At 52.7% G+C, this 23,728-nt stretch carries 21 protein-coding genes; 5 read left to right on the top strand and 16 right to left on the bottom strand.

The window, feature by feature from the left end; translation table 11 throughout:
- Positions 1-35 precede the first annotated feature (35 nt).
- From AC0ZJQ_RS07685 to ihfB, 13 genes are all read right to left on the bottom strand, one after another.
- Positions 36-1,442 (bottom strand): hypothetical protein, encoded by a 1,407-nt coding sequence (locus AC0ZJQ_RS07685; protein ID WP_476477628.1) that lies wholly within the window; start codon positions 1,440-1,442, stop codon positions 36-38.
- A complete protein-coding gene (locus tag AC0ZJQ_RS07680; RefSeq protein ID WP_476477627.1) occupies positions 1,429-2,676 on the bottom strand; it encodes a hypothetical protein in 1,248 nt (415 codons plus the stop codon). The genes AC0ZJQ_RS07685 and AC0ZJQ_RS07680 overlap by 14 nt, the downstream gene beginning before the upstream one ends.
- A 529-nt stretch (positions 2,677-3,205) precedes the next feature.
- The gene (locus AC0ZJQ_RS07675; protein WP_476477626.1) at positions 3,206-3,892 is read right to left on the bottom strand and encodes a hypothetical protein; all 687 of its coding nucleotides are present in this window, start codon (positions 3,890-3,892) and stop codon (positions 3,206-3,208) included.
- Positions 3,893-4,055: 163 nt separating this feature from the next.
- Entirely contained in the window at positions 4,056-5,015 is a 960-nt protein-coding gene (locus AC0ZJQ_RS07670) for a Gfo/Idh/MocA family oxidoreductase (RefSeq protein ID WP_043296639.1), read from the bottom strand.
- Positions 5,012-5,983: a Gfo/Idh/MocA family oxidoreductase gene (locus tag AC0ZJQ_RS07665; RefSeq protein WP_081973325.1), complete on the bottom strand. Its 972-nt coding sequence runs from the start codon at positions 5,981-5,983 to the stop codon at positions 5,012-5,014. Before AC0ZJQ_RS07665 ends, AC0ZJQ_RS07670 begins: the two co-directional genes overlap by 4 nt.
- 8 nt (positions 5,984-5,991) lie before the next feature.
- Positions 5,992-6,699, bottom strand: coding sequence for an acylneuraminate cytidylyltransferase family protein (locus tag AC0ZJQ_RS07660; protein WP_043296641.1), 708 nt, complete (start codon positions 6,697-6,699; stop codon positions 5,992-5,994).
- Positions 6,696-7,769 (bottom strand): N-acetylneuraminate synthase, encoded by a 1,074-nt coding sequence (gene neuB / locus AC0ZJQ_RS07655; RefSeq protein ID WP_043296642.1) that lies wholly within the window; start codon positions 7,767-7,769, stop codon positions 6,696-6,698. Before neuB ends, AC0ZJQ_RS07660 begins: the two co-directional genes overlap by 4 nt.
- Complete coding sequence (gene neuC, locus AC0ZJQ_RS07650; RefSeq protein ID WP_043296643.1) at positions 7,766-8,917, bottom strand: UDP-N-acetylglucosamine 2-epimerase; 1,152 nt, start codon at positions 8,915-8,917, stop codon at positions 7,766-7,768. The genes neuB and neuC overlap by 4 nt, the downstream gene beginning before the upstream one ends.
- A gap of 65 nt (positions 8,918-8,982) precedes the next feature.
- Positions 8,983-10,206 carry a glycosyltransferase family 4 protein gene (locus AC0ZJQ_RS07645; protein WP_081973326.1) on the bottom strand — a complete coding sequence of 408 codons (1,224 nt, stop codon included), beginning with the start codon at positions 10,204-10,206 and terminating at the stop codon, positions 8,983-8,985.
- Between the two features lies 1 nt (position 10,207).
- The gene (locus AC0ZJQ_RS07640) at positions 10,208-11,263 is read right to left on the bottom strand and encodes a glycosyltransferase family 4 protein (RefSeq protein ID WP_476477625.1); all 1,056 of its coding nucleotides are present in this window, start codon (positions 11,261-11,263) and stop codon (positions 10,208-10,210) included.
- Between the two features lie 83 nt (positions 11,264-11,346).
- Positions 11,347-12,390, bottom strand: a complete 1,044-nt coding sequence (locus AC0ZJQ_RS07635; RefSeq protein ID WP_077683927.1) for an SDR family oxidoreductase — start codon at positions 12,388-12,390, stop codon at positions 11,347-11,349.
- Positions 12,391-12,416: 26 nt separating this feature from the next.
- Complete coding sequence (tviB, locus tag AC0ZJQ_RS07630; protein ID WP_223250062.1) at positions 12,417-13,661, bottom strand: Vi polysaccharide biosynthesis UDP-N-acetylglucosamine C-6 dehydrogenase TviB; 1,245 nt, start codon at positions 13,659-13,661, stop codon at positions 12,417-12,419.
- A gap of 746 nt (positions 13,662-14,407) precedes the next feature.
- Positions 14,408-14,689: an integration host factor subunit beta gene (ihfB, locus tag AC0ZJQ_RS07625; protein WP_221104613.1), complete on the bottom strand. Its 282-nt coding sequence runs from the start codon at positions 14,687-14,689 to the stop codon at positions 14,408-14,410.
- Between the two features lie 400 nt (positions 14,690-15,089).
- Here ihfB and AC0ZJQ_RS07620 point away from each other — a divergent pair, with 400 nt between their 5' ends.
- Positions 15,090-15,767 (top strand): TIGR04211 family SH3 domain-containing protein, encoded by a 678-nt coding sequence (locus AC0ZJQ_RS07620; RefSeq protein WP_476477624.1) that lies wholly within the window; start codon positions 15,090-15,092, stop codon positions 15,765-15,767.
- Between the two features lie 86 nt (positions 15,768-15,853).
- Here the strand turns inward: AC0ZJQ_RS07620 and fahA are convergent, their stop codons facing one another.
- Both fahA and hmgA read right to left on the bottom strand, forming a co-directional pair.
- Positions 15,854-17,173, bottom strand: coding sequence for a fumarylacetoacetase (fahA, locus tag AC0ZJQ_RS07615; protein ID WP_476477623.1), 1,320 nt, complete (start codon positions 17,171-17,173; stop codon positions 15,854-15,856).
- A gap of 1 nt (position 17,174) precedes the next feature.
- A complete protein-coding gene (hmgA, locus tag AC0ZJQ_RS07610; protein WP_476477622.1) occupies positions 17,175-18,479 on the bottom strand; it encodes a homogentisate 1,2-dioxygenase in 1,305 nt (434 codons plus the stop codon).
- Between the two features lie 98 nt (positions 18,480-18,577).
- On the opposite strand from hmgA, the gene AC0ZJQ_RS07605 reads away from it, so the two are divergent.
- A complete protein-coding gene (locus AC0ZJQ_RS07605; protein WP_476477621.1) occupies positions 18,578-19,357 on the top strand; it encodes an IclR family transcriptional regulator in 780 nt (259 codons plus the stop codon).
- A 52-nt stretch (positions 19,358-19,409) separates the two neighbouring features.
- On the opposite strand, the gene AC0ZJQ_RS07600 is transcribed toward AC0ZJQ_RS07605, so the two are convergent.
- Positions 19,410-20,837, bottom strand: coding sequence for a sensor domain-containing diguanylate cyclase (locus tag AC0ZJQ_RS07600; RefSeq protein ID WP_476477759.1), 1,428 nt, complete (start codon positions 20,835-20,837; stop codon positions 19,410-19,412).
- 239 nt (positions 20,838-21,076) lie between these two features.
- Here AC0ZJQ_RS07600 and AC0ZJQ_RS07595 point away from each other — a divergent pair, with 239 nt between their 5' ends.
- From AC0ZJQ_RS07595 to AC0ZJQ_RS07585, 3 genes are all read left to right on the top strand, one after another.
- Positions 21,077-21,991 carry a LysR family transcriptional regulator gene (locus tag AC0ZJQ_RS07595; protein ID WP_476477620.1) on the top strand — a complete coding sequence of 305 codons (915 nt, stop codon included), beginning with the start codon at positions 21,077-21,079 and terminating at the stop codon, positions 21,989-21,991.
- Positions 21,992-22,011: 20 nt separating this feature from the next.
- A complete protein-coding gene (locus AC0ZJQ_RS07590; protein WP_476477619.1) occupies positions 22,012-22,899 on the top strand; it encodes a LysR family transcriptional regulator in 888 nt (295 codons plus the stop codon).
- A gap of 163 nt (positions 22,900-23,062) precedes the next feature.
- Positions 23,063-23,689 (top strand): glutathione S-transferase family protein, encoded by a 627-nt coding sequence (locus AC0ZJQ_RS07585; protein WP_155552863.1) that lies wholly within the window; start codon positions 23,063-23,065, stop codon positions 23,687-23,689.
- The last annotated feature ends 39 nt before the right edge of the window (positions 23,690-23,728 follow it).

Genomic DNA, 23,728 nt, shown 5'->3' with positions numbered 1-23,728 from the left:
TAAAATAATTCACCGCACCCCATACAGCGATTAGACTAATCTACTGCATAGGCGAATCGGCTTAAGGAAAATGCATGATTCTTCAACCACGAGTAATTCTCAGCATAAACCACCAATCCTTCCCTGATAAAATCTTCAAAATAAACACGCCCCAGCTCAGATACGACAATAGATCTAACCCCCTCGAAATAAGCGTCATATACAGAAGCGGACCAACCGGTAATATTGACATCGCTGACAGACATTAATAGATCAATTGGCATTCGAGATGGCTCAAGGACAAAAACATTATTGAAATGAGCACCAAGCCATGCCAGATGTGTAACAGCTGAGTCGCAAGCGAAATCAGGATGCGCTCTAATTAGAAAGCAATCATCGGCACCAGCGCCAGCGATCAGTTCCATTACAATCGGCGGAACAATGGTAGATTGCAGTGTTATAGTAATTCTCTTCCTGTAACTTGCAATTTTATGAATAAAATCGGCCCACTCGCTTCGACAAATTTCGGCTAGACCGGTCTCTAGTCTATAAGATCGCCATAGAGAACCGACACAACTTGCTTGATGAAGATTATGTCGAAATGGCGCGTGCTCATTGATTGCAGTGCTATCAAAATGCGTCCATGCTAGAAAATGGCTGGGTAAAGTCGTATAACCATCAACCGGGCACTTCATCCAGCCCGCGTACGCGCGCATATTCCTCCCAGATACACCATGCTGAACATCCGCGATAGGTATGCCCAAACGATGACAGGCTGCACATAGAGACATACCGAGAATAGAGTAATAACAGACAACATACGCCTTAGTGCATCCAGTCTTCTTTAAGATGCAAGAAAATAACTTCGCGGCAACTATAGAAAACACTATATTTTTGCGTAGCTGCCTTAATACTGCAGCAGAATCAATCTGCGCATCAGGGAAAAATGGCGTCTTATATAGCTCATCTAATAAAGCACGAAGATAGCCTGACAAGCCAGGAATCATATTAGACAAAAAATAAAACCTTGAAACAAATGCTGAAACAAGTAATATTGGATAAATTGATACGCACCGCTCCCTATCTACAATATTAAAATTAACATTAATCCCCTGTAATGCAATCATAACAGATCGCCGGTTAAGCTTCTCCCTTTCAGCTAGAGCATATGAATCTTTTAGATACAGTCTTCCATTAACTTCCTCGCAAAACTTACCATCACTAAGAATAAAGGTGTCCGCTTTTTTTAAAAAAATCAATTTAATTAAAGATATAATTAAATTAGTTATTGAACGGCGTCGCGTCGGAAATCGAGGAAAATAGCTATTACTCTTAGCATGGACCATCGAAAGAAAAGTATTTCTAATAACTGGCCAACAGTCTATTCCGAAAACACGTTTATTTAATTTATCAACGCGCAACTCGAAGCACTTCATCCATTCAACCGACTCAGATGGCTTCACTGCAAGCCACCATTTTATTGTAAATAACACTAGATGGAAGCTGCGATTCCTGTTTTTCAGAATTTATTATCTGAGCAGCAATTTCAGCGTAGCTGTTTTTAAAGCGCATAATTTTCAGCAACAAATACTCAAGATCATTTGTAATATACCCGCCGCGCTCAGTAATCCATTGTTTTTTTTGATAATCGAGAATTGATTCGCTGCCGACATAAAAAGTAATTCTCCCAGAGTAGAGCGCAAAATCGCAGAGATTCGAAAAAAAGCCAATAACAATATGAGCTCTAGAAAGGCAATCGCTCCAATTGTGGGCGACCGGCAAACCAGTAAGTTGTCCTGCGTCAAAAGCTGATCCGCGCGGGTGAGGCTTTATAGTAATATTTATCCTGGGATCCGCATTAATCGCATTTATAATTTTTAAAAATGACTTTAAAAAAGAAAAACTATATTCGCTACGCTGCATAACAGGCTGATCAACGAAAACAATATTCAATCTATCCTCATCAGCCAACTTAATATTATGCAATCTACTAGCGTAGTACTCGAACTCGGAGGAACCTGCAATGACCAAATTATCCACATGAAGATTTAGACGATTAAATACTTCCTCGCTGTGTATATCGTAGACAAACAGATTGTTTACGCTATAACCCGCAAAGTGCTTTTGCTCCATAGACGCTTGTCCAAACTGCAGGGCGCTAATTAAAGTTCTTTTTCCTGACCACTTAGCTCTATTCTTAAGCGCTGGAAGCTCTATTCCACCAGTGAGCCCCAACCAATTATCGCATGGGAGCGCATCGTATACACTGTAGAACATTTTTATGCGCGCCCGAGCAAGGGCCGCAAGGCAGGCAATGTTCAAACGAGCAGCGAATGGTTCGCGCAGCTTAAAGAGATTTATAATGACATTATTGAGCAAGGCGAGCTTTTCGATAAGCCCCTGAACTGGCGTAACGAATATGAGATCAATCTTTTCGTTCTGCAAATAATCCAAAAAACATTCTGTATAAATAACTCGCGCGCCTTGTAAGTCCTTTTCAGCCACAAAGACTACCAAATTTACTCTTCGGCCCTTTTCCAAACAGCGATCGACAATAGGATAAAAACTCACTAATTTCTGTCGAACACTAGATGCTCTAGCCTCTGTCATAATTAAATTCAAAAAAGAAAACTTGTCGGATAGCTCTTTATAAGAGCAAATAGACATCCTGCTAGCTATAAAATATTTTATGCTCATTTTAAACGTAATCTATGCCAGCGCAATAACTGTTCTTCTAGCATATGAATGATCGAAAAAATATAATTTAATCTTGGAAATAGAATAAAAAATCGTGAGTGAAGGGCATGACACCAGGAGATATTCATCTGAAGCGCTGGGGTGGCATCTTCACTACAAAGATAATGCGATACAAATGTCACTGACCGGATGGCCTTCCTCTCCGCTAGCGAGGATTTCTGCAGAAAGGCAACCGCATTCAGATAAGATCTAGCCTCAATGCGGAGCTCCGATAGACGCAAGACACGTCGCATTAGGTCTGCATCATCACCAAGCGAAGCTAGACGTAGTATGTTGCGTTCGATGCAACTTTCTACGATATCTGTTTCTTTCATAGAGTCCACTTGTGGATTAGGCAACTGGTAACACGAAACTTGAGCCCCAGGTAGCGAAACTTCATGAGTTGAAAAATAATATATTCTATCGCCATTTAACCTAAGCAATTGCTTGGCCGCCATAGAACTAAGCGAACCCAATAGAAATATAATTCTCATCCCCTAGCCTTTTTTGCGATCAATACATCATAGATAGCAGCAAGACTCTTATTATATGCACCGGCCCTTAATACAACATTACCGAATGACCTTACTTGCAGAAAAGCGACACCAGTAAGTATCGCCATATATCCAACCTGCCCTCCATGCGAGGCAAAGTATAACTTAGCAGCAACTATACTTACTACAATTGACACAGCGACTATCACCACCGAAATAAGCGTTATATAATTCGGCAAAAGCAGTATCCTATAGAACGCCAGATGTTCCTCACTACCAAAATAACTATTTATTTTGTTTCGAGCCGAAACAACCCTATACCGTTTCGCAGAAAAGCCTACACCTTTTTTTAGAAACCACGTCCCCACTAATATAAAAAAAACAAATAACAACAAACTGTAAGGGGTTATAAATAACCACAATGCCGATACGAGAAGTATCATCCCAAGAGGAACAGCAACATCCATGATAGAGATAATCAATTTTACGATGCTCTTTAAGTCCCCCTTAGTCACTATAACGCCATTCACTAGGCTTTGTTCGACTACAACTCTCTCGAACTTGAACGTGGCTTTCAAAATACTTATCTTAGAAAGCAACGAGAACAAAGTTGCGCTAATAAATCCAGCCGCGCCAATGCAGAGATAAACATATGAGACTGCTGGCAAACCAATGATATCCAAAACATGCCCATTGACCTTTCCCCCGACCCACCCAAAAATGAACCAGATTGAGAGCACTTGCATTGCAATGAATAAAAAACGAAACCCCATACTTGTTATAACAAATATGGGGGCCGATCTTACAAAACGAACCAGTACAGGTACCAGTTTGCTTTTGTAAAGACTAAGCATTATTGGGATAACCGGCTATATCGCAGAAATAATTATATCTCTCCTTTAGTTCGCTGAACGTACATAGCCCACCGGCATTGCCAGATAAAAAAAGCTCGGTTTGGCGATACAACCCCGGCTTGAATTTTTTATCCATTTCGCAGTCAAGCACAATTTCTTGTTCTGCCACCGTCCCCTTTCGGGTTTCCAGCAGCTTCTCCATTGGACAAAGGCGCAGCTTGCGCAACGGCGTGAAGAGTTCGAGCCACCAGCGGCCTGCCGAGCCCCAGTCAGAGCCGTAGGAGAAAAGCACACCGTTCTGACTGATACCTGCACCGGAGAACACTTTTGCGCTCGGATGCCAGCTCAGCGCGCCGCCACGATAAGCAGTTAATTCCTTTGGCGTGCCGGCGAGGTGAAACGCAAGGTCAATCACATGAGTCGAATTGGCCAATAGCCAACGGGCCTTTTCATAGGGGTCTTTTTCCAGCCCTTCGATAACATGAGCCCACTCGGTGAAATCAAACTTGACCATCTCCAAGCCGCCGTCGGCCTCGATGATTTCACGGGCCTTGATCACCGAGCTGAAGAATCTCCGATTGTAGGCAATGAAGACTTCAGCAGAATTGGCTTTGGCCAGGCGATAGGCATCATCCAACGACTCTTGGTCCAAGACGAACGGCTTCTCGACGAGAATCTTTTTCGCGCCTGCAAACAAAAGACTACGAACGTTGCCATAAAGCTGCGTTACGTTGGTAGTAACAATGCAGTGGGTGAAGCTCGCGATATCGAGCGTGCCGATATTTGCTTCCAGGCCACCGGATAATGCAACTATCCCCGTATCGCGCTTAAAATTCTCCACACCTGTAGTACTTCTCCCTACAACCGTTACAGGGGTATTCAGCGCTTTCAGTACTTTAATGTACTCTTTGGCCATTGCCCCACTGCCCACGACCAGAACATTCATACTCATGTAATCGGCACCGTTTTCATATCGTTTTCTTCATACTTCGAGGCATACAGTTCATATGCGGCATTGATGAACGGTCGATGCAATGCCATCGACTCGGAAAATGTCGTAAGTCCACACTGCTGGGTTTCAATTATTGCATCGACCAACGGCCCCGTCAGCTCGCTCTGATAAGGCTGGCGAAAATCTTGAGTTTCGCATCTGCCGTTTTGATCAGTAACTTTTATCTGACCACTGATCTCATTGATGCGGTACTCATTGAGAGACGTGACAACTCGAATATCGAAGCTAACTCCGCTCGGGCCTTCGCGGCAGTCAATCTTGAACTCGGGACCGGAGTCAAAAGCACCAACTGCTGCTCCAAAAAACTCAATATAGTTACTGCGCTTGCTAGGAACAATATTCTGCACTTTATCCAAGCTTATAGTATAGGTGTGCCGCTGAGCTAAGTAGCTAAACAAGTCTATAAAGTGAATAGCATTACAGGCCATACCAAAATTTTCGCCACTGACCTCGAATCGAATGATTGCCTCATTTTGCAAAATTGTGCGCAGCTGGATATAAAACGGATTTAACCGGCGCGGACAATTAACCCACGCATGTGCCGAAGTTTGCTCGATTAATGCAGCCGCCTGGTCAATATCACCTACCGAGTTGAACGCTACCTTTTCCAGAACAAGGTCTTTTGCACCTAGACTTAAGGTGCGTCTCAGTATCTCTAGACGCCCAGTTGCAGGTGTCGCATCGATGACAATATCGATTTTCTGGTCAATATCATCGAGCGAACCGTGAAAACTAACTATTTTCTCGGGTTGGCTGCCTGGGGCCTGCTCCATAGCTGATTTGGCCAACGACCGTGCCTCGTCGAACGACTCTACAACGAATATCCTGATTGGATATCGGCTGTTTTTCAGGCTTTGTAAATGCCGTCGTCCCAGGTTTCCAGCACCCACTAATAAAACATTTTTCATCGTTGCACCTAGATTATATCGTTCCAAAACTTAGCCAGTAGAAAGTCGGTGGACGTATCAACATCAATGGATGATGCAATATCCATTTCGTAGGCGAAGGTTCTATCATTATAAAAAAACGCACGGGACGAGCTGAGCGCCTTAATGTCATATATATAAATCGCGCCGTTCAGTCTGTAGCGCTGGGTAAACTCCTGCGAGCGCTTCTGCGCGCCCAGCGTCTCGCCGAATTTTTCCATGCTGCCAGTAGGGCCAAGCTCAGCACACCACTCAAGCGGATGCTCAAGCTTGCATATGGAGACAACCGCTTCGGCCTCCAGCCGCTCGAACAGCGCAATTGCTTCTCGTAAGTGCTTTTGCGAACGCAAGGGCGAAGTGGGCTGCAAAACGACCACCGCATCAAAAAAACGACCGTTGTCAGCAAACCATTGAACGGCATGCATGACTACATCGATGGTCTTGGCATCATCCGTAGCCAAGTACTCAGGACGCATGAACGGAACATAGGGGCCATAGCGACGAGCTTCGTCGGCAATCGCCAAGTCATCCGTCGTGATGCATATATCCCCATTGACCACATTCTTCGCACAAAGAATCGCTCGGCCTATCAGGGAATGGTCGTCAATTTTCATTAAATTCTTGCCAGGCAGGCGCTTGCTACCTCCCCGGGCAGGAATGACAACTAGGTAGCGTTTGTTGGCAGCAGCGTAACTCAAATGCTTTCCCCTACCGTATAGGCCTTTCGTGCTGGCTCACCAAGCAAATCCCAATACTGGTTGGGCAACATCCCGGCTGCGGATCGCTTAATTTCCATATTGTCCTTGGTGAACAGCTCGCCTGGCGCAATGTCGGTAGCAGCAACCAGATATTTGCGGGCTACCTCAAGATTGGCCAACTCGCGCTTGGTCGGCGCTTTGATTTTGGGTCGAAGGGCAAGTTCAAGATTGCGGATTGCCGCGACGAACTCCTTGAACTCTTGGGGTGAGGAGGATGCAGCATGGTCTGGCCCACTCATGGATTTGTCCAAGGTGATGTGCTTTTCAAGGCAAGTAGCCCCTAACGCAACGGCTGCACAGCATGCTTCCATCCCCAACGCGTGATCTGAATAGCCGACACGTAGCTTGTAGGCTTCCCGGAGCTGCCGAATAGCATCAAGGTTCAGATCCTGAGGTCGGGCTGGATAGTCCGTTACGCAATGCAGCAGGGTAACCTTGTCTTGGATTTGCTCAATGGCCTCGGCAGTAAAGTAGTTATGCTTCAGCCAACGATAGTTACTAGGCTGCGTGTCATCGTCCGTCAGATAACCGAACGCCAGAGCAGCGAGCGCATCCTCGACTTCAGAAAGAGTCGCCATGCCAGTGGAGATAATGATATTAATGCCTTTGCGGGCATGTTCGATCAGGAATGGCAGATTTGTCAGATCGCCAGAACCAATCTTAAGTGCTTTGGGCAATGTCATTCGACATATAATATCGAGAGATTCCTTATCAAAGCAGGTTGTCATGAAGTCGATGTTATATTTTTTACATTCTTCACTCAGTTCAATAAAATCTTCATAACTCAACTCAAGTCGCTTGAGCATTTCAGCCTGAGTCGAAGAGCCAATATCATTCTCAATCTGATATTCGGCCTTTTTCGCATGGCGTGTCACTAGTTTTTCTGTGACGAATGTTTGGAATTTTACTGCATCGGCTCCACATTCACTTGCCACCCGAACTAGGTCCTTAGCCAACTCTAAGGATCCATTATGGTTAACACCCGCCTCAGCAATCACATAAACGTTCATAATTCGAATTCCACATCAAAGAACTTCTTTTGGATACCTGCTTTTTGCGCGCGTAAGGTATCGACGATGACCCTCGATGGGGAAGCACCGTAATAGGGGTTTTCCACGCCGAGCATATAATCTCGGAAATTTTCCGATAGTGCCTTTCGCATTGCCGCGGAAATTTCTTGATAATCAAGCTGAACATCGAGCGTAGATGGTGAGCGAATGCGCCCCTTCTGACGATCGCCAATATTGATTACTGGGCGCTTGAGCGAAGGCATTTCAATAATCCCAGAAGATGAGTTTCCAATATAAAGCTCACAATATTGCATCAATGAAAGATAAAACTCTCGCTGCAGTGATTTAATCAATAAGACGTCATCTGGGAATCGTGCAGCGAAGTTCTCTATCGCCACAATAATGTCTCGGCTCATCATGTCGGAATTAGGATATATAATAACCTTCTTAATGTCCGAGTAATCAGACAAAGCAGCCAGAAGATCATCGATATTCTCGGAGTCTTTGTTTGTCTCTGGGTGATAAACCACGAGAAAATACTTCTCTTGCGGGCCGATACCTACTACTTCCGCCATTTTTTCACGAGCCAAAATGCCTTGCCGCACCAAAGACTCTAATCCTAGAGCACCACAATTTATTACACACTCAGGGCTTTCCCCCATTTGGATAACACGGCGTCGATAAGCTTCGGTGGAGGTGAAATGCAAACTCGAAAGTTTACTGATCGCATGCCGTACTTTATCGTCCACTGCACCTTCGGTTATTTCCCCGCCATGCACATGGACGATGGGCACTTTGGCAATAATCGCAGCCTCACACGCAGCCAGAAGCTCAATCCTATCGCCTAGAACGACGAAATAGTCGGGCTTCTCACGTGCGAAATACTCACTTAACGCTATCGCGAGCATGGCTGACGAACGAGTAATCGCCTGTGGAGAATCATCTGAGATCAGTGTAGCGATACATTCTGTTGGACTAAAACCATCCGAAATAATATTATTTACTGTATAACCATACTCGTGCGACAAATGTGTACCCGAAACTATTAGCTGCAGCTCAAAATCCTCACTTTCATGTAAGTCTTTTATCAGCCAATAAAGCAATCCATATTCAGCTCGAGTACTTGTAAAAACCGCAACCTTTTGCATTTAAAAATCCCTAGCTTTTTTCATTCCAGCCAACCACAATTTCCTCACAAAGCACTACTGTATTTTTATAATTCTATCAACGCACTTGGATAGAGAGCTTCATTGCAAAGTCTCTCAAACAACCCATCCCTCGAATAGTTCTCGCGCGCAACGGCCAGTATACGCTCAGCGCTTACCGCTTCGATTTGACCAAGAAAGCTAATAAGCTTGCGAGCACTTTCTTTGCTATCCATTCCTAGAACAAGCCCAATTTTATTCTCCTCAATTACTTCGGCTTGCCAGCCACCATAATTGATAATTATAGGCCTACCCGCAGCCAACGAATCGAAGAATTTATTGGCTGAATTATTATATAAAATTGGAACATCACGCACTATTGAAAGGCATGCATCGGCCGCCTTTAAGAAGGAGATCAATCTGGCTTTGCTCATTGACGGCATAAACAACACATAATGATCAAGCCCCTTATCACGAACCAAATTTTGTAGCTTTAACTTCTCGGCCCCGTCACCTATCAAAAGGAATTTCACGTTTCCTTTCAGTTTTTCTATTTGCTCGGCCAAATTAATTAAATACTCTAAATTATTTACGTAGCCAAATGTCCCGGCGTAAATACAAATTCGTGAATTAGACTCTCCGCGCAGGACACCTAGGTTATCATCCGCACCAATACCGGTTGTAAACTCCTGGATATCGCAAGCATTCGGCACCACGACAATTTTATTCTGCGGCACACCTTTCTTAAGCAACTCGTCAAGCATTCCGGTCGACAGCACAACCACTTTTTTTGATACTCGATAAATATGGTTTTCGAACCTATATAGTATATTGATCAGCACTTTAGATCGAAGAATACCCAAGGTGACCGGAATGTCTGGCCAGAGATCTCTAACTTCAAACACCAAAGGAACACGCTTTATTTTGCAGTAAATCAGAGCAGGTATTGCGATCGTTAGCGGAGTGCTACTCGCATATAAAAGATTGCAGCGAGGCAAGGTTAAGCTGTAGAACGACGACACAAGCATGAATAAAATAAAAGCATAAATCCGACGAAAAAAACTCATTTTATTGTTATATGGCACATGAATTACATGTACCTTTATTCCATCTACCTCCTGTCGGCTCACCCATTGTAAACGCGATTTCTGAGGGATAGGAAAAAAAGCGGAGGAGGTAATCAGGTCGACTTGATGCCCCTCTTCTACCAAACGTTTGGCAAATTGATATGATCGCACCCCTCCAAAATTTTCAGGGGTTGTGAAATATTGATGAAGATAGATAATATTCATACTAATAAGCTTGGCTCAGCAAGAGCTTGGCGCGTGCCTCCCAGGAAAACTCACAGACAGGATTTCTTTCTGAAAATACCAAACCCTCAGGAAAACTATCAAATACGAGGCTAATCGCCATGGCGATACTGTCTTGTTCAGCTGGATTGCAGCTAAAGCCTACCGAGCCCTCCGGGTACAGCCCATCAATGCCCTGGTGACGACTGTAGACTACGGGGACGCATTGACTAATAGCTTCTAAGTATGTAAGACCGAATGTTTCCATATACGAAGGCATAACCAACACTTGACTGTGGCGCAGCAAATCCATAATTTTATTTTTATCTTGCGTTCTTTCAACAAAGGTGACCTTACCTATCAGCTCTTCTGCCAAGTCCCCAAATATCGTTCGATAGGCCTGATAGCCTCCTCCCACAACAGTGAAGCGCGCGGGCACCCCGCAATTGGCTTCAAAAAATGCCAGTATGGAGTTTCGGATATTTTTATTTTTATTAATTTCTCCTATGTATATTCCCTGTCGCTCCTCTTGCTTTTTTAGCGGCCGTTTCAAGAGAGAATTTTTTATCCAGAAATCATCCACGCCATTAGGTAACAATAGAGTTCTCGGTAAAAAATTAGAATAACTTAACTCAATATATCTCTTATGGGCCGGAGATATAAAAATCAAGCAGCGTGCATTTTTTATTATGCGACGCGTCATGAAGCGCCATTGAGGCAAACAGCGCTCAAAAATACTGACATCGGTAGTTCGAATACTCAACACATATGGAAGTCGATATCTACGGCTTAAAAAATATGCCAAAAAGCCGTCTGAATAAAGTGTATGAGCATGAATAATATTGCAGCCTTCGATTATCTTTGACAGCCGCGCCTGAGATTGAAAGCCCACAATCAAGCGCACCACTTTATACAGAAAAGATAATCGAGTCAGGAGACTCAGGCATTTATTGTATATATAATGAACCCCAGGCTCAGCAGAGGCGTTAAGCCCTCGGTGCTTTTCATCTCGCACAGGAATCCAAATGTACTGCTCATTTATTACCGACTCACGAGCCAATTGTTTAAAGAGATTCTTGTATACGACCGAACCTACATAGTAGGTGCATAGGTGTAAGATTTTCAGAGGCTGGCATTCCGATTTCAACGAGTTTCAACCATTTGCTTGAGATTATCGAGATACCAAGGCATCGCAGCCTGCAGACCTGCCAACAGGTGATGAGAAGGACGGTAGCCTAGCGCGTTAATAGCTTTACTTATGTCAGCCTGCGAATGCATCACGTCGCCTGATCTAAAATCCCTGTAGCTAGGCGCTTGGTTATATATAACCCCAAACTCGCTTAGAACTCTCATTATGCTATTAAACAGTTCGTGGAGTGTCGTTCTATTACCCAATGCGACATTATATACCTCGCTAGAGCTCGGCGGCGCAGAGACTGCAGCTAAAAGGTTCGCCTGCACTACATTCTCAACAAAGCAAAAATCTCTACTAGTGCTGCCATCGCCGTTGATTACAATTTTTTCACCGCGGATCATAGTCGCAATCCATTTGGGAATGACGGCTGCGTAAGCTCCAAAAGGGTCCTGTCGGGGACCAAACACATTGAAATAGCGCAAACCTATGCTGTTAAAAGCGTAGCACCTACTGTAAATTTCAGCATATAACTCATTAACATACTTTGTTACTGCATACGGTGATAAAGGCCGCCCAATATGCTCCTCCACTTTAGGCAGCGCTGGATGATCGCCATAAGTTGAACTGGAGGCCGCATATACGAAGCGCTTCACTTTTGCTTTTCTGGCAACGTCCAGCATATTTAAGAACCCATCAACGTTTACTTGATGGCTGCTGATAGGGTCTTCCAGTGAGCGGGATACCGATCCTAGCGCGGCCTGATGCAGAATATAATCAACATCAGCTATAGCATGCTCACACGCCTCCCTATCTCGTATGTCACCTTCATAAAAACGGAAAGCCTGCCACTGCTGCTCGGATACACTAGCTCTTACTTCTTCTAAATTTCTGACTTGCCCGGTCGAAAAATTATCCATTCCTACGACCTTTTGATTCAGCTTGAGCAACGCCTCCAGTAGATTAGAACCAATGAAGCCTGCAACACCGGTGATTAACCAAACAGCTGGGTTTGCTTTAAGCGCCTCGCATTTAGTGGCATAGTCATTGAGCATTTCTATACTCGACACAGGTAAGTTCTTTAAAGTCGGAGATCTGCCTGATCTGCAGGCAATATATATTTCAAATCATAGAGCACATGATTTCTCTTACCCAGACGGTGAATCTCATGCCCCCCCATACGCACAAACTCACAATGAGCCACTGCCAAAATAATACCGTCGTAGGTGGCGGGTTGAGGCTTATCGACTAATGAAATCTTATGCTCTTGCAGAGCATCCTCGGGAGAAACTACGGGATCAAATACGTCCACTTTAATCTCATAATCCATCAACTCACGAACGATATCAATAACTCTAGAATTACGTAAATCAGGGCAATTCTCTTTAAAACTCAGCCCCATGACTAAAACGCGACAACCTTCGATCAAAATACGCCGTTTAAGCATAGCCTTTATCATTTGACCCGCAACATATTTTCCCATGCCATCATTCAAACGCCGCCCAGCTAGAATAATTTCTGGCTGGTAGCCAATGGCCAGAGCTTTATGCGTGAGATAATAGGGATCAACACCGATACAGTGCCCACCAACAAGGCCGGGGCGAAAAGGTAGAAAATTCCACTTTGTCCCGGCTGCCTCAAGTACCGCCTCGGTATCTATACCTAATTTATTGAAAATAATAGCCAACTCATTGATCAAAGCAATGTTTAGATCGCGCTGAGTGTTTTCAATAACCTTTGCTGCTTCGGCTACACGAATACTAGGTGCCAGATGGGTTCCCGCGACAACAATTTCTCGATACAGCTCATCAACACGACGCGCAATCTCAGGCGTAGAGCCCGATGTAACCTTTTTTATATTTTCGAGACGATGTTCTTTATCCCCTGGATTTATTCGCTCTGGACTGTAGCCGATGAAAAAATCACGATTAAATTGCAACCCGGACTCATACTCTAGAACCGGAACACACTCTTCTTCAGTTGCCCCCGGATATACGGTAGACTCATAAATAACCAGATCGCCGCGCTTGAGATATTTCCCCAACATTCGACTAGCAGTAATTAGCGGTGAAAGGTTTGGCCTTTTATGCTCATCAATCGGGGTAGGGACAGTCACTATAAATATAGTGCAATGCGCCAACCCTTCGGGGCTACCAATTAGTTTTAATCCCTTCGCGCAAACCAATTCGCACTCGCTGACCTCCCCCGTCAGATCCTGGCCTTCAAGCAAGCTCTTAAGACGTTTAGGATTAGACTCATATCCAACCACCGGCCTTCGTTGGGAGAATGCAACAGCCAAGGGCAACCCAACATAACCCAAACCAATAACTGCTAAACCATTATTATTTTCTCCCTCATCCTGACTAGAAAAGGAGAGGGAGACATCTCGCCTAGAATATTGAGAAGGCACTATTGGTCACTCCGGCTAAGGCTCTTAATTCAAAAAAGGCGACTCGGCAATAATAGCGATGAGGCTAGGCTGCCCCCTAATTTCAGAGGCGCAGTTTGCAAACAGCTGGTAAGACATCCACCGCTATTATCACTACCGATAAACCATGATTTTCGGGCACGCGATGTGCGTAAGACAATCATCATTTCCACGCTAATGTGCTGTCCAGCAGTAGCCGCCAATCGTCCCACCGGAGAAAGATTGTACGCGCTTGGAGTACCTTGCCGCACCGCCTCAGAGCCCTCCAAGAGCTTTGCTTGCTCGACCTCCGACTGCCTTGATCGCGGAGCGTAAAGAAGGTGATTTAGTCGATTCGGGATACGACGACTAACGGTAGCCTAGCGATGGTACGAGTGATGCAAACCACGCGCGGTTGTCTTGCACCGAAGATCGTGGCACATCGATAGCCCGACGCGGAAGTGCAGCTGTTCTCACATGGCAGCAGCCAAAACCGCACGTACGATTACAAACCTTACCTCTGCGGCATCGCACGGTGCTCAACCACTCCCGCCCGGTATAACCGTTCGGATAATTTCGCGATGGATAATTTTTTCCTAGGTGAGGAGCGCACGGACTCAGCTCAGAACAGACCAAACAGCACAGAGAAGTGCCGGCCAATCCTGCTATTCCTCATTCACCCGATCCCGCAACTCCTTCCCCGGCTTGAAATGCGGGACGAACTTGCCGTCCAGGCTGACCGATTGGCCGGTCTTGGGATTTCGGCCCACGCGGGGGGCGCGGTAGTGGAGGGAGAAGCTGCCGAAACCGCGAATCTCGATGCGGTCGCCAGTGGCCAGCGCCTGTGCCATCTGCTCGAGCATGGTCTTGATGGCCAGCTCGACATCCTTCGAAGAAAGCAGCCCCTGCTGGGTGACGATACGCTCGATCAACTCCGACTTGGTCATGGTTTTCCCTTCGTTTTCAAGCGGCTAGATGATTCGGGTTGCGGTCGTTTGTAGCATGTTGTTCAGACTTTGAACAGCCCGGCGGGATTGACGGGCGGCGGCGTTCTTTGTATGGCGCGTGCGGAGTAAATGGTCCTTCGGAGCATGCCGACGCTCTTTCGGACAGCATGATTCAGCTACCGCGACCGGGGAACTCGGGCTACATCCGACTGTCTGTCCCCTGACGGACTACCCGGACGGCGCGGCAGGCCACATCCGCCCAGAAGCATCTTTTGCTCTCTTCTATCCGCTCGCGGACCGCCACTGCGGCGGGCCGGCATCCAGCCGCTGCACCGTCCACTCGCTCACCGGCCCGGTCATCGGGGCCTTTATCTTCTCCTTATATATGTTGAACACCTGCATGCTCATATCTCGTTACCGTTCTGTATTCCTTCGTGCGCGCACCGTGCGCCTGCCCCTGTATCGCACCTTGGGTGTTGGCATCTTCGGGGCCTGGTTTGCCAGCGCACCGGCACACGCACAGCAAGCCAGCGACTCACAGCGCTGGGTGAGCGACACATTGAGCACCTATGTGCGTAGCGGCCCGACGGAGGGTTATCGCATTGTTGGCACGCTGCAGTCGGGGCAACCGGTGGAGCTGATCACCAGCAAGGGCGATTTCAGCCAGGTCCGCAGCGAGAACGGCGACACCGTGTGGATTCCCAGCCGCGAATTGCAGACCGTGCCCGGCCACGCCGAACGGGTGCCGCAGTTGGAACAGCGCGTAGCCGAGCTGGATGAACAGTTGCGCACCATCGACGACAACTGGAAGGCCCGCGTACAAGGGATGCAGGAGACACTGGACGCGCGCAAGACGCTGATCGACGAGCTGGAGGCGCGTCGCCAGCAACTCGACAGTGCGCTGAGCCAGAGCCAGTCCGAACTGCGCGAAGCACAGGCGCGGCTGGGCGATGAAAACAAGCAAGTACTGATGCGCTACATGGTCTACGGCGGCAGCATCGCCGGTGCCGGCCTGTTGCTGGGCCTGATCCTGCCGACGATAACGCGCGGGCGTAAACGCAACGACCGCTGGTTCTGATTACGGCGCCACGTGCCTCTCATCGCATGCGAGGCACCGGCTGCTAGCTCGGGCAGGTCATCGCCCTGCCCTCTTGCTTCGCTGGTTTAGAGCGGTATCACTGCGCTCGCCGGCAGCACGCGCCCGCGGCATTCACCGAAGCCGATCGACGGGTACCCCTCGCGGCGGCAGCGCGCCTTGAGGATGATCTCGTCGCCGTCTTCCAGGAAGGTGCGCGTCTCGCCACTGGGCAGCTCCAGCGCGCGTTTGCCGCCTTCGGTCACTTCCAGCAGGCTGCCGCAGCTGTCGGCGCTCGGCCCTGACAGCGTGCCGGAACCGAACAGGTCACCCGGTTGCAGGCTGCAGCCGTTGACGCTGTGGTGCGCGACCATCTGCGCCACGGTCCAGTACATGTTCTGCGTGCTGCTCAGGGCAATGCGCTGGGCTGGCAGGCCCTGAGTGCGCATGGCCTCGGTGAGCAGCAGCACCTCGAGCTCAATGTCCAGCGCGCCCAGTTGCTGGTCCTGCTCATCGAACAGATAAGGCAGCGGTTGCGGGTCGCCCGCCGGGCGCGGCGGCTGTGCGCAGCGGAACGGCGCCAGCGCCTCCGGCAGCACCACCCACGGCGACACGCTGGTGGCGAAGCTCTTGGACAGGAACGGCCCCAGCGGCTGATATTCCCAGGCCTGCAGATCGCGCGCCGACCAGTCGTTCAGCAGGCAGAAGCCAGCCACGTGCGCGGCCGCCTCGTCGATCGGAATCGCCTCGCCACGCGCATTACCCGGTCCGATCCAGATTCCCAGCTCCAGCTCGTAGTCGAGCCGCTTGCTCGCGCCGAAGACGGGCTCGTTCGCGCCCGCCGGCAGGGTCTGGCCGTTGGGCCGCCGAACGGGCGTTCCCGATACGTCAATGGTCGACGCGCGCCCGTGATAGCCGATGGGTACGTACTTGTAGTTCGGCAGCAACGGATTGTCCGGACGGAACAGTTTGCCGACGTTGTTGGCGTGATGAATGCCCACGTAGAAATCGGTGTAGTCGCCGACTCTCGCCGGCAAGTGCAATCGGCACTGGCTCATGGGCTTGAGCAGCGTCTCGCCCATCGCCTGCAGTCGCGTACGTTGCACGCTGTGCTCACCAAGCAACTCGCACAAGCCGGTGCGCAATGCCATGCGCGCCGAGGCACCGCGCGCGAAGAACGCATTGAGGCTGCTGCCCGCCGCGCTCCGCGCCGCCTCCAGTGCCGCTCCCGCGAACAGTCCCGCATCGCAGGCCGCGGCCAGATCGAAGATGAAATCACCGATGGCCACACCGCCTCGCGGCTCGTCGCCGCCCAGGCTGAACACGCCCAACGGCAGGTTGGCGAGTGGAAAGTCCGGGTGGCCGTTGGCCGATTCGACCCAGCTGTGTAGCTCTGTCTGTGCGCTCATGTCATTTCCCCTGCATGTCGAAAGTTTTATCCAGGCCGGCCCAGCAGCTGTCGTAGTCGGCCTGCAGCTGCGGGCTTTGCAGCGCCTGGCGCGTGGGCCGCAGTACCTGACCGGTCTCGAACATGAACGCCAGGGTGTTATCGATCTTGTGGGGTTCGAGTGCCGCATTGATCGCCTGTTCCGTAGAGGTGCGATCCGGCCCGTGCGCGCTCATGCAGTTGTGCAGCGAGGCGCCGCCGGGCAGGAAGCCATCGGCCTTGGCGTCGTAGGCGCCGTCGATCAGGCCCATGAATTCGTTCATCAGGTTGCGATGGAACCACGGCGGACGGAAGGTGTGCTCAGCGACCATCCAGCGCGGCGGGAAGATCACGAAGTCGATATTGGCCATGCCCGCAACGGCGCTCGGCGAGGTCAGCACGGTGAAGATCGACGGATCGGGATGATCGAAGCTGACTGTGCCAATCGTGTTGAAACGCCGCAGATCGTATTTGTAAGGCACGTTGTTGCCATGCCAGGCGACCACGTCTAATGGCGAGTGATCCAGTTCGGTCACCCAGAGTTCGCCGAGAAACTTCTGCACCAGTTGAACCGGCCCGTCATGCTCCTCGTAGCACGCCACAGGCGCGAGGAAGTCGCGCGGATTGGCCAGGCCGTTGCTGCCGATCGGTCCGAGCTCCGGCAGGCGCAACGCGCAGCCGTGGTTCTCGCAGACATAGCCGCGCGCCGACGCGTCCAGCAACTCGATACGCACGCGCATCCCGCGCGGAATCACGGCGATTTCCAGCGGCGCGACGTCGAGCACGCCCAGCTCGGTGACCAGCCGCAGCGCCCCCTGCTGCGGGACGATCAGCAGCTCGCCGTCGGCATCGAAGAACACGCGCTGCATCGAGCGGTTGGCCACATAGCAATACAGGCTCGCACCGCTCGTTTGATCGGCCTCGGCGTTTGCCGCCAGGCACGACAGACCGTCGAGGAAATCGGTCGGCACGGCCGGAATAGGCTGCGGATTCCAGCGCAGGCGATTGGGCGTGATCGCCCCCAGCCCGGCATCCAGCTGTCGCTCCAGACGTTGGTAAGGACCGTGGGCGGCGGATGGCCGCATGCGGTACAGCCACGTCCTGCGCGCTTCGCTGCGTGGCACGGTGAAGGCGGTGCCAGACAACAGCTCCGTGTAGAGCCGGTAGGGCACCTTCTGCGGCGAGTTCTGCCCGACCGGCAACGCGCCGGGCAGGGCTTCGCTGCTGAATTGATTGCCGAAACCGGACAGATAGCCGGCAGGCGCTGCAGATTGTGGCTGGGATCGCATGGCAACCTCGTTTTTTGTAATCAGATTACGCAAAACGTAATTTGAACTCCCCACGACGTCAAGCTATAAACAGCGCCTTTGCCACCGGACCGCCTCGCATGCCAGACCGCAACGCCGACACCGCGCCCCGTCGCCAGAAAGTACAGGCCGCCGAGGTCGGCACCGATATCCTCACCGCGCTGGCCGAACTCGCGCCGGCCACCTCGCTGTCACGCCTGGCCGAGCACGTCGGCATGCCGGCCAGCAAGGTCCATCGTTATCTGCAGGCGTTGATCGCCAGCGGCTTCGCCGAACAGGATGCCCAGACCAATCACTACGGGCTGGGACGAGCCGCGCTGTTCGTCGGGCTGGCCGCGCTCGGGCGACTGGATGTGGTTCGCCTGGCGACGCCGCACTTGGCACAGCTGCGCGACGATCTCAACGAAACATGCTTCCTCGCCGTCTGGGGCAACTGCGGACCGACCGTCGTGCATGTCGAGCAGGCGGTACGGACCGTGACGCTGGTGACACAGATCGGTTCGGTGCTGCCGCTGCTGGGTTCGTCCACCGGCCTGGTGTTCAACGCCTTCCTGCCGAACCTGGAAACGGCGCCGCTACGCGAAGCGGAACTGCAGCTGCCAGCGGCACCCTCCGCCGCGACTCTGACGCAACAGATGAGTGAGATGCAGCACCGCCACGTGCAAGCGGTACACGGCCTGCTGATGGCCGGCGTCAATGCACTGTCGGCACCATTGTTCAGCGGCGACCGGCGCCTGGCGGGGGTGATCACCGTCGTCGGTACGGCGCCGGGCTTCATGGCGGAAGTGGATGGCGCTGCGGCGCAGCGCCTGCTCGCAACGGCACGCGCAATCAGCGAACGCATGGGCGCGTCGTTCTGACGGGAAGTCACCGCGCGGCCGGCCATTTGCGCCGCACAACCTGCGATGTTGGCTAGGCGCCGGCAACTCCACCTTCACGCGCCGCGCAGACGCGGTTACGCCCATTCTGCTTGGCGTCGTAGAGCGCACCGTCGGCCCTGACCAACAACGGCTGGAGGTCGTCGCAGCCGGCCGCCGAGCTCACCAGGCCGATGCTCACGGTCAGGGTGATCGGGCCGGCCGAGGTCGAGATCGGCGCTTCGGCGATTGCACGCCGAATTTTCTCCGCTACGGACAACGCGCCCTCGAGATCCGTGCTCGGCAACGCGATGGCGAACTCCTCACCGCCGAGCCGGCCGAACAGGTCGTGCGCGCGCAGCACCCGAGAGCAGGTCGCGGTGAGCGCCGCGAGCACCTCGTCACCTATCGGATGACCATAGGTGTCATTGATGCGCTTGAAATGATCGATATCGAGCATCAGCAGGCTGACGTCATCACCATGCCGCCGCGCGCGGGAAAGCTCCGCTTCGCAACCGGCCAAGAACGAGCGGCGGCTGCTGACGCCGGTGAGCACATCGGTATTGGCCAGCTGCGTCATCTGCTCGTGGGCCTCGCGCAGCCTGGCGGTATTGCGGAAATGTCGGCGGCTGAACGCGTATATCAGCAGCGCGACCGCCAGCAGCAGCAGGGAAATGACGCTTGCCGAAACGATCAGCAGCTTCCGATGTTCCTCGAACGCCGCCATGAAATCCTTCGGCGACAGCAGCACGAGCACCAGGACGCTCTCCTCCTCCAGGCGCCGATAGGCAGCGAGGTGGTACTGGCCGTCGAGCGAACTGACCCCCTCGTAGTAGCCAACCCGCTCGCCATTGACGAAGTACGGCTTGTCCTCGGGCAGCTTGAAGCGCCCGTAGCGACCGGGAATGGGCGCACCGGAAGCGATGGCGCGAACGCTGCGGTCGGTACCCAGCAGCACGATGCTGCCATTGGCACCGACGTCGATCTGCTGGAAGTAGTCGGAAAACAGATCGGCCGGCACGGACAGCGCCAGCACACCGGCGAATTTCCCACCGTCGAAGATCGGCCGGGTGAACTGGATCGACCACCGATGCGACAGCCGCCCGAGCACCGGTTTGCTGATGAACAGCCGATCGGCCTGCGGATTGTCGCGGTGTACGCGAAAGTGCTCGCGGTCGCTCAGATCGATCGGTTTGCGGATCGGCGCGAGATTGGAAAACACCAATTGGCCGTTCGCATCGATCACTCCCAACTGCGAAACGAAGCTGCCGTAGGCTTGCAGTTCCTCCTTCACGTGATTCTGAAAATCGTCGGGGTGTTCGAGCACGTCCTCGCGCATGTCCAGCAACACGATATCCATCAAGCGGATGGTGCTGCGCACATGCGCCTCGAAGGCAGTCGCCAGGTTCATCGCATCCTTGCGCGCGGCAGCTCCGGCCAACGCATGCTCATGCCTGATTTCCCCCAGCACGAACGCCCACATCGGCACCAGCGCAAGTAGCAGCATGGAAGATGCAAGAAACCCGGCTGCTCTGTCTTTCAACGCTCTGCTCCGCTCGCGCCATGCTCCACATGGCACGGCATTCTCGTGACTCTACGACGCGCGACGACCTCGGCCGGCCACAAATAATGTGCAATTGCCATCATTGAAGACTGCGGTGTGCGAGGCACCCGTCAGCCGCTACGCTGTGGTCGGCTCAACTCTGCAAGCTGGCGGTGATCGTGGACAGGTTTCAGGAAATGAAGGTGCTGGTGGCGGTTGCCGAGGCACAAAGCTTCGCCGGCGGCGCCCGTCTACTGGGCATGTCGCCGCCGAGCGTGACGCGGGTGATCGCCGGCCTGGAAAACCGCCTGGGCACCCTGCTGCTGGCACGCAGTACGCGCAGCCTGCGCCTGACCGAAGCGGGCCGGCGTTATGTCGAGGACTGCAAGCGCATCCTGCTCGATCTCGAAGAAGCCGAAGAGCTGGCTGCCGGCAGCGCCGTTCGCGTGCGCGGCAACCTGACGGTGACGGCGCCGGTGATGTTCGGCGAGCTGTTTCTCATACCGCTGATTACCGAGTACCTGGCGGTACAGCCCGAGGTGACGCTCAACGCCGTGCTGGTGGATCGCGTGGTGAACATGGTCGATGAGGGTGTGGATGTCGCCATCCGCATCGGTGAGCTGCCGGAAAGCAGCCTGCAAGCCATCAGGGTCGGACAGATCCGGCCGGTCGTCTGCGCCTCGCCGGGCTTTCTCGAACGCGTCGGCCGACCGCAACAACCCGAGGACGTGCTGGCGCTATCGATGGTGATGTCCTCGACCAGCACCCTGCTCACCGACTGGCAGTTCAGGGTCGGCGACCGTGCCATCGCCCTGCATCCCGAACCGCGCCTGACGGTCAGCTCCAATCAGGCGGCGGTCAATGCGGCGCGCCTGGGCTGGGGGCTCACGCGGGTGCTGTCCTACCAGGCCGCCGAGTGGGTGGCCAAGGGCGAGCTGGAAATCGTCCTCGAGGCGTTCCAGACCCCGGCGCTGCCGGTGCATGTGCTGTATCAAGGCGGCAACCGGGTTCCCGCCAAGGTACGTACCTTCGTCGATCATTGCGCCAGCCGATTCCTTGCAGACCCGGCGCTGCAGGCCATGCCGGTAACCTGACCGTGAGTCGATATCGCCAGATGCAGACCTTCGCAGCCGTGGCACAGGCCGGCAGCCTGGCTGCGGCGGCACGCCACTTGGGCCAGTCGCCGGCCACCGTCATGCGCACCATTGCCGCGCTGGAAGCGCGCCTGCAGACCAGCCTGCTGATGCGCGGACCGCGTGGCGTCGCGCTGAGTCCTGCTGGCGAGCAGTTCGCCCAAAGCTGCCGGCTCATCCTGGAGCAAACCGCGCAGGCCGAGCGCTCCGCGGCCGGCGTGCATACCAGCCCCTACGGGCAGCTGACGGTGGCCTTGCCGCTGCTGATGGATCTGCAGATATTCACGCCCATCGCCGTGGCCTACCTGAACGCCTTTCCTGACGTGCAGCTGGATATCCGCGCCTGCGAAGGCGTACCCAAGCTGCTCAAGGAAGGCATCGATATAGCGCTGGTTATCGGCCAGTTACCCAACTCATCGGAGTTCGCCGTGCCGCTGGGCGCCGTCAGGCCGATTGTCTGCGCCTCACCCGCCTATCTCGGCAAATGGGGGCGACCGGCGGCACCCGATGACCTCAAGGCACATCGCGCAGTGGCCACGAACTCGGCAGGCTACGACGCGCACTGGCAGTTCCGCTGTGGCCGTTCCATTCGCTCGGTAAAACCGGCGCCGGCGCTCACCTGCACCACCCAGCGCGCGGCCATCCGTGCGGCCACCCTGGGGCTGGGGCTGATTCGCTGCATGAGCTACGAAGCCCACGACGAACTGCGGCGCGGCCTGCTGGAGCCGGTACTGAGCGCGTTTGCCGCCCCCGACGTACCGGTGCAACTGATCTACCGACATGGCCGCCGTGCCGAGGCGCGCGTGCGGACCTTCATCGATTTCGCTACGCCGCAACTGCGCGCCCATCCCGCCTTCCAATCGCGCTGACCGAGCGTTCTTCCGCCGCGCCACGCCTGGCGTTATTCCAGAAAACGAAATTATGGATTGCGCCGCGTGGTGATTCTGCTCAGCCCGACGAGGGCGCAGCATGGCTCCGCCAGCGCATCTACCGCTGCGCCGATCCCCTTGCATCCATTGCGGAGCCAGCACCATGTCACAGCCCATCAAACTCTACCGCCACCCGCTCTCAGGGCACGCCCACCGCGTCGAACTGATGCTTTCGCTGCTGAAGCTGCCTTATGAGCTGGTGTCCGTCGACCTGGCCAACGGCGAACACAAATCCGCCGAGTTTCTCGCCATCAACGCCTTCGGCCAGGTGCCGGTCATCGATGACAACGGCACCTTCATCAGCGACTCCAACGCGATTCTGGTCTATCTCGCCAAGCGCTACGGCGGCGACAGCTGGCAGCCGCAGGACGCACTCGCCGAGGCACGCGTCCAGCGCTGGTTGTCGGTGGCCGCCGGCCAAGTGGCCTACGGCCCCGCGGCGGCCCGGCTGATCACCGTGTTCGGTGCGCCATTCAATGCCGATGAGGTCATCGCCCGCGCTCACACCCTGCTCAAGGTGATGGACGCCGAACTGGGCCGCAGCCCCTTCCTGGCGGGCGCCGAACCCAGCATTGCGGATGTTTCCAACTACAGCTACATCGCCCATGCGCCGGAGGGCAACGTCTCGCTCGAGCCCTACCCCAATGTGCGCGCCTGGCTGCAGCGCATTGAGGCCCTGCCCGGCTTCGTGCCCATGCAGCGCACCGCCATAGGTCTGCAAGCCGCCTGAGTAGGCACCGGACTGCCGGGCCCCGGCAGTTTTCCAGGA

The sequence above is a fragment of the Stutzerimonas sp. 21-1 genome (genome assembly GCF_056336065.1).
The sequence above is the reverse complement of the archived record's forward strand: the minus strand, read 5'-3'. Positions and strand labels throughout refer to the sequence as shown.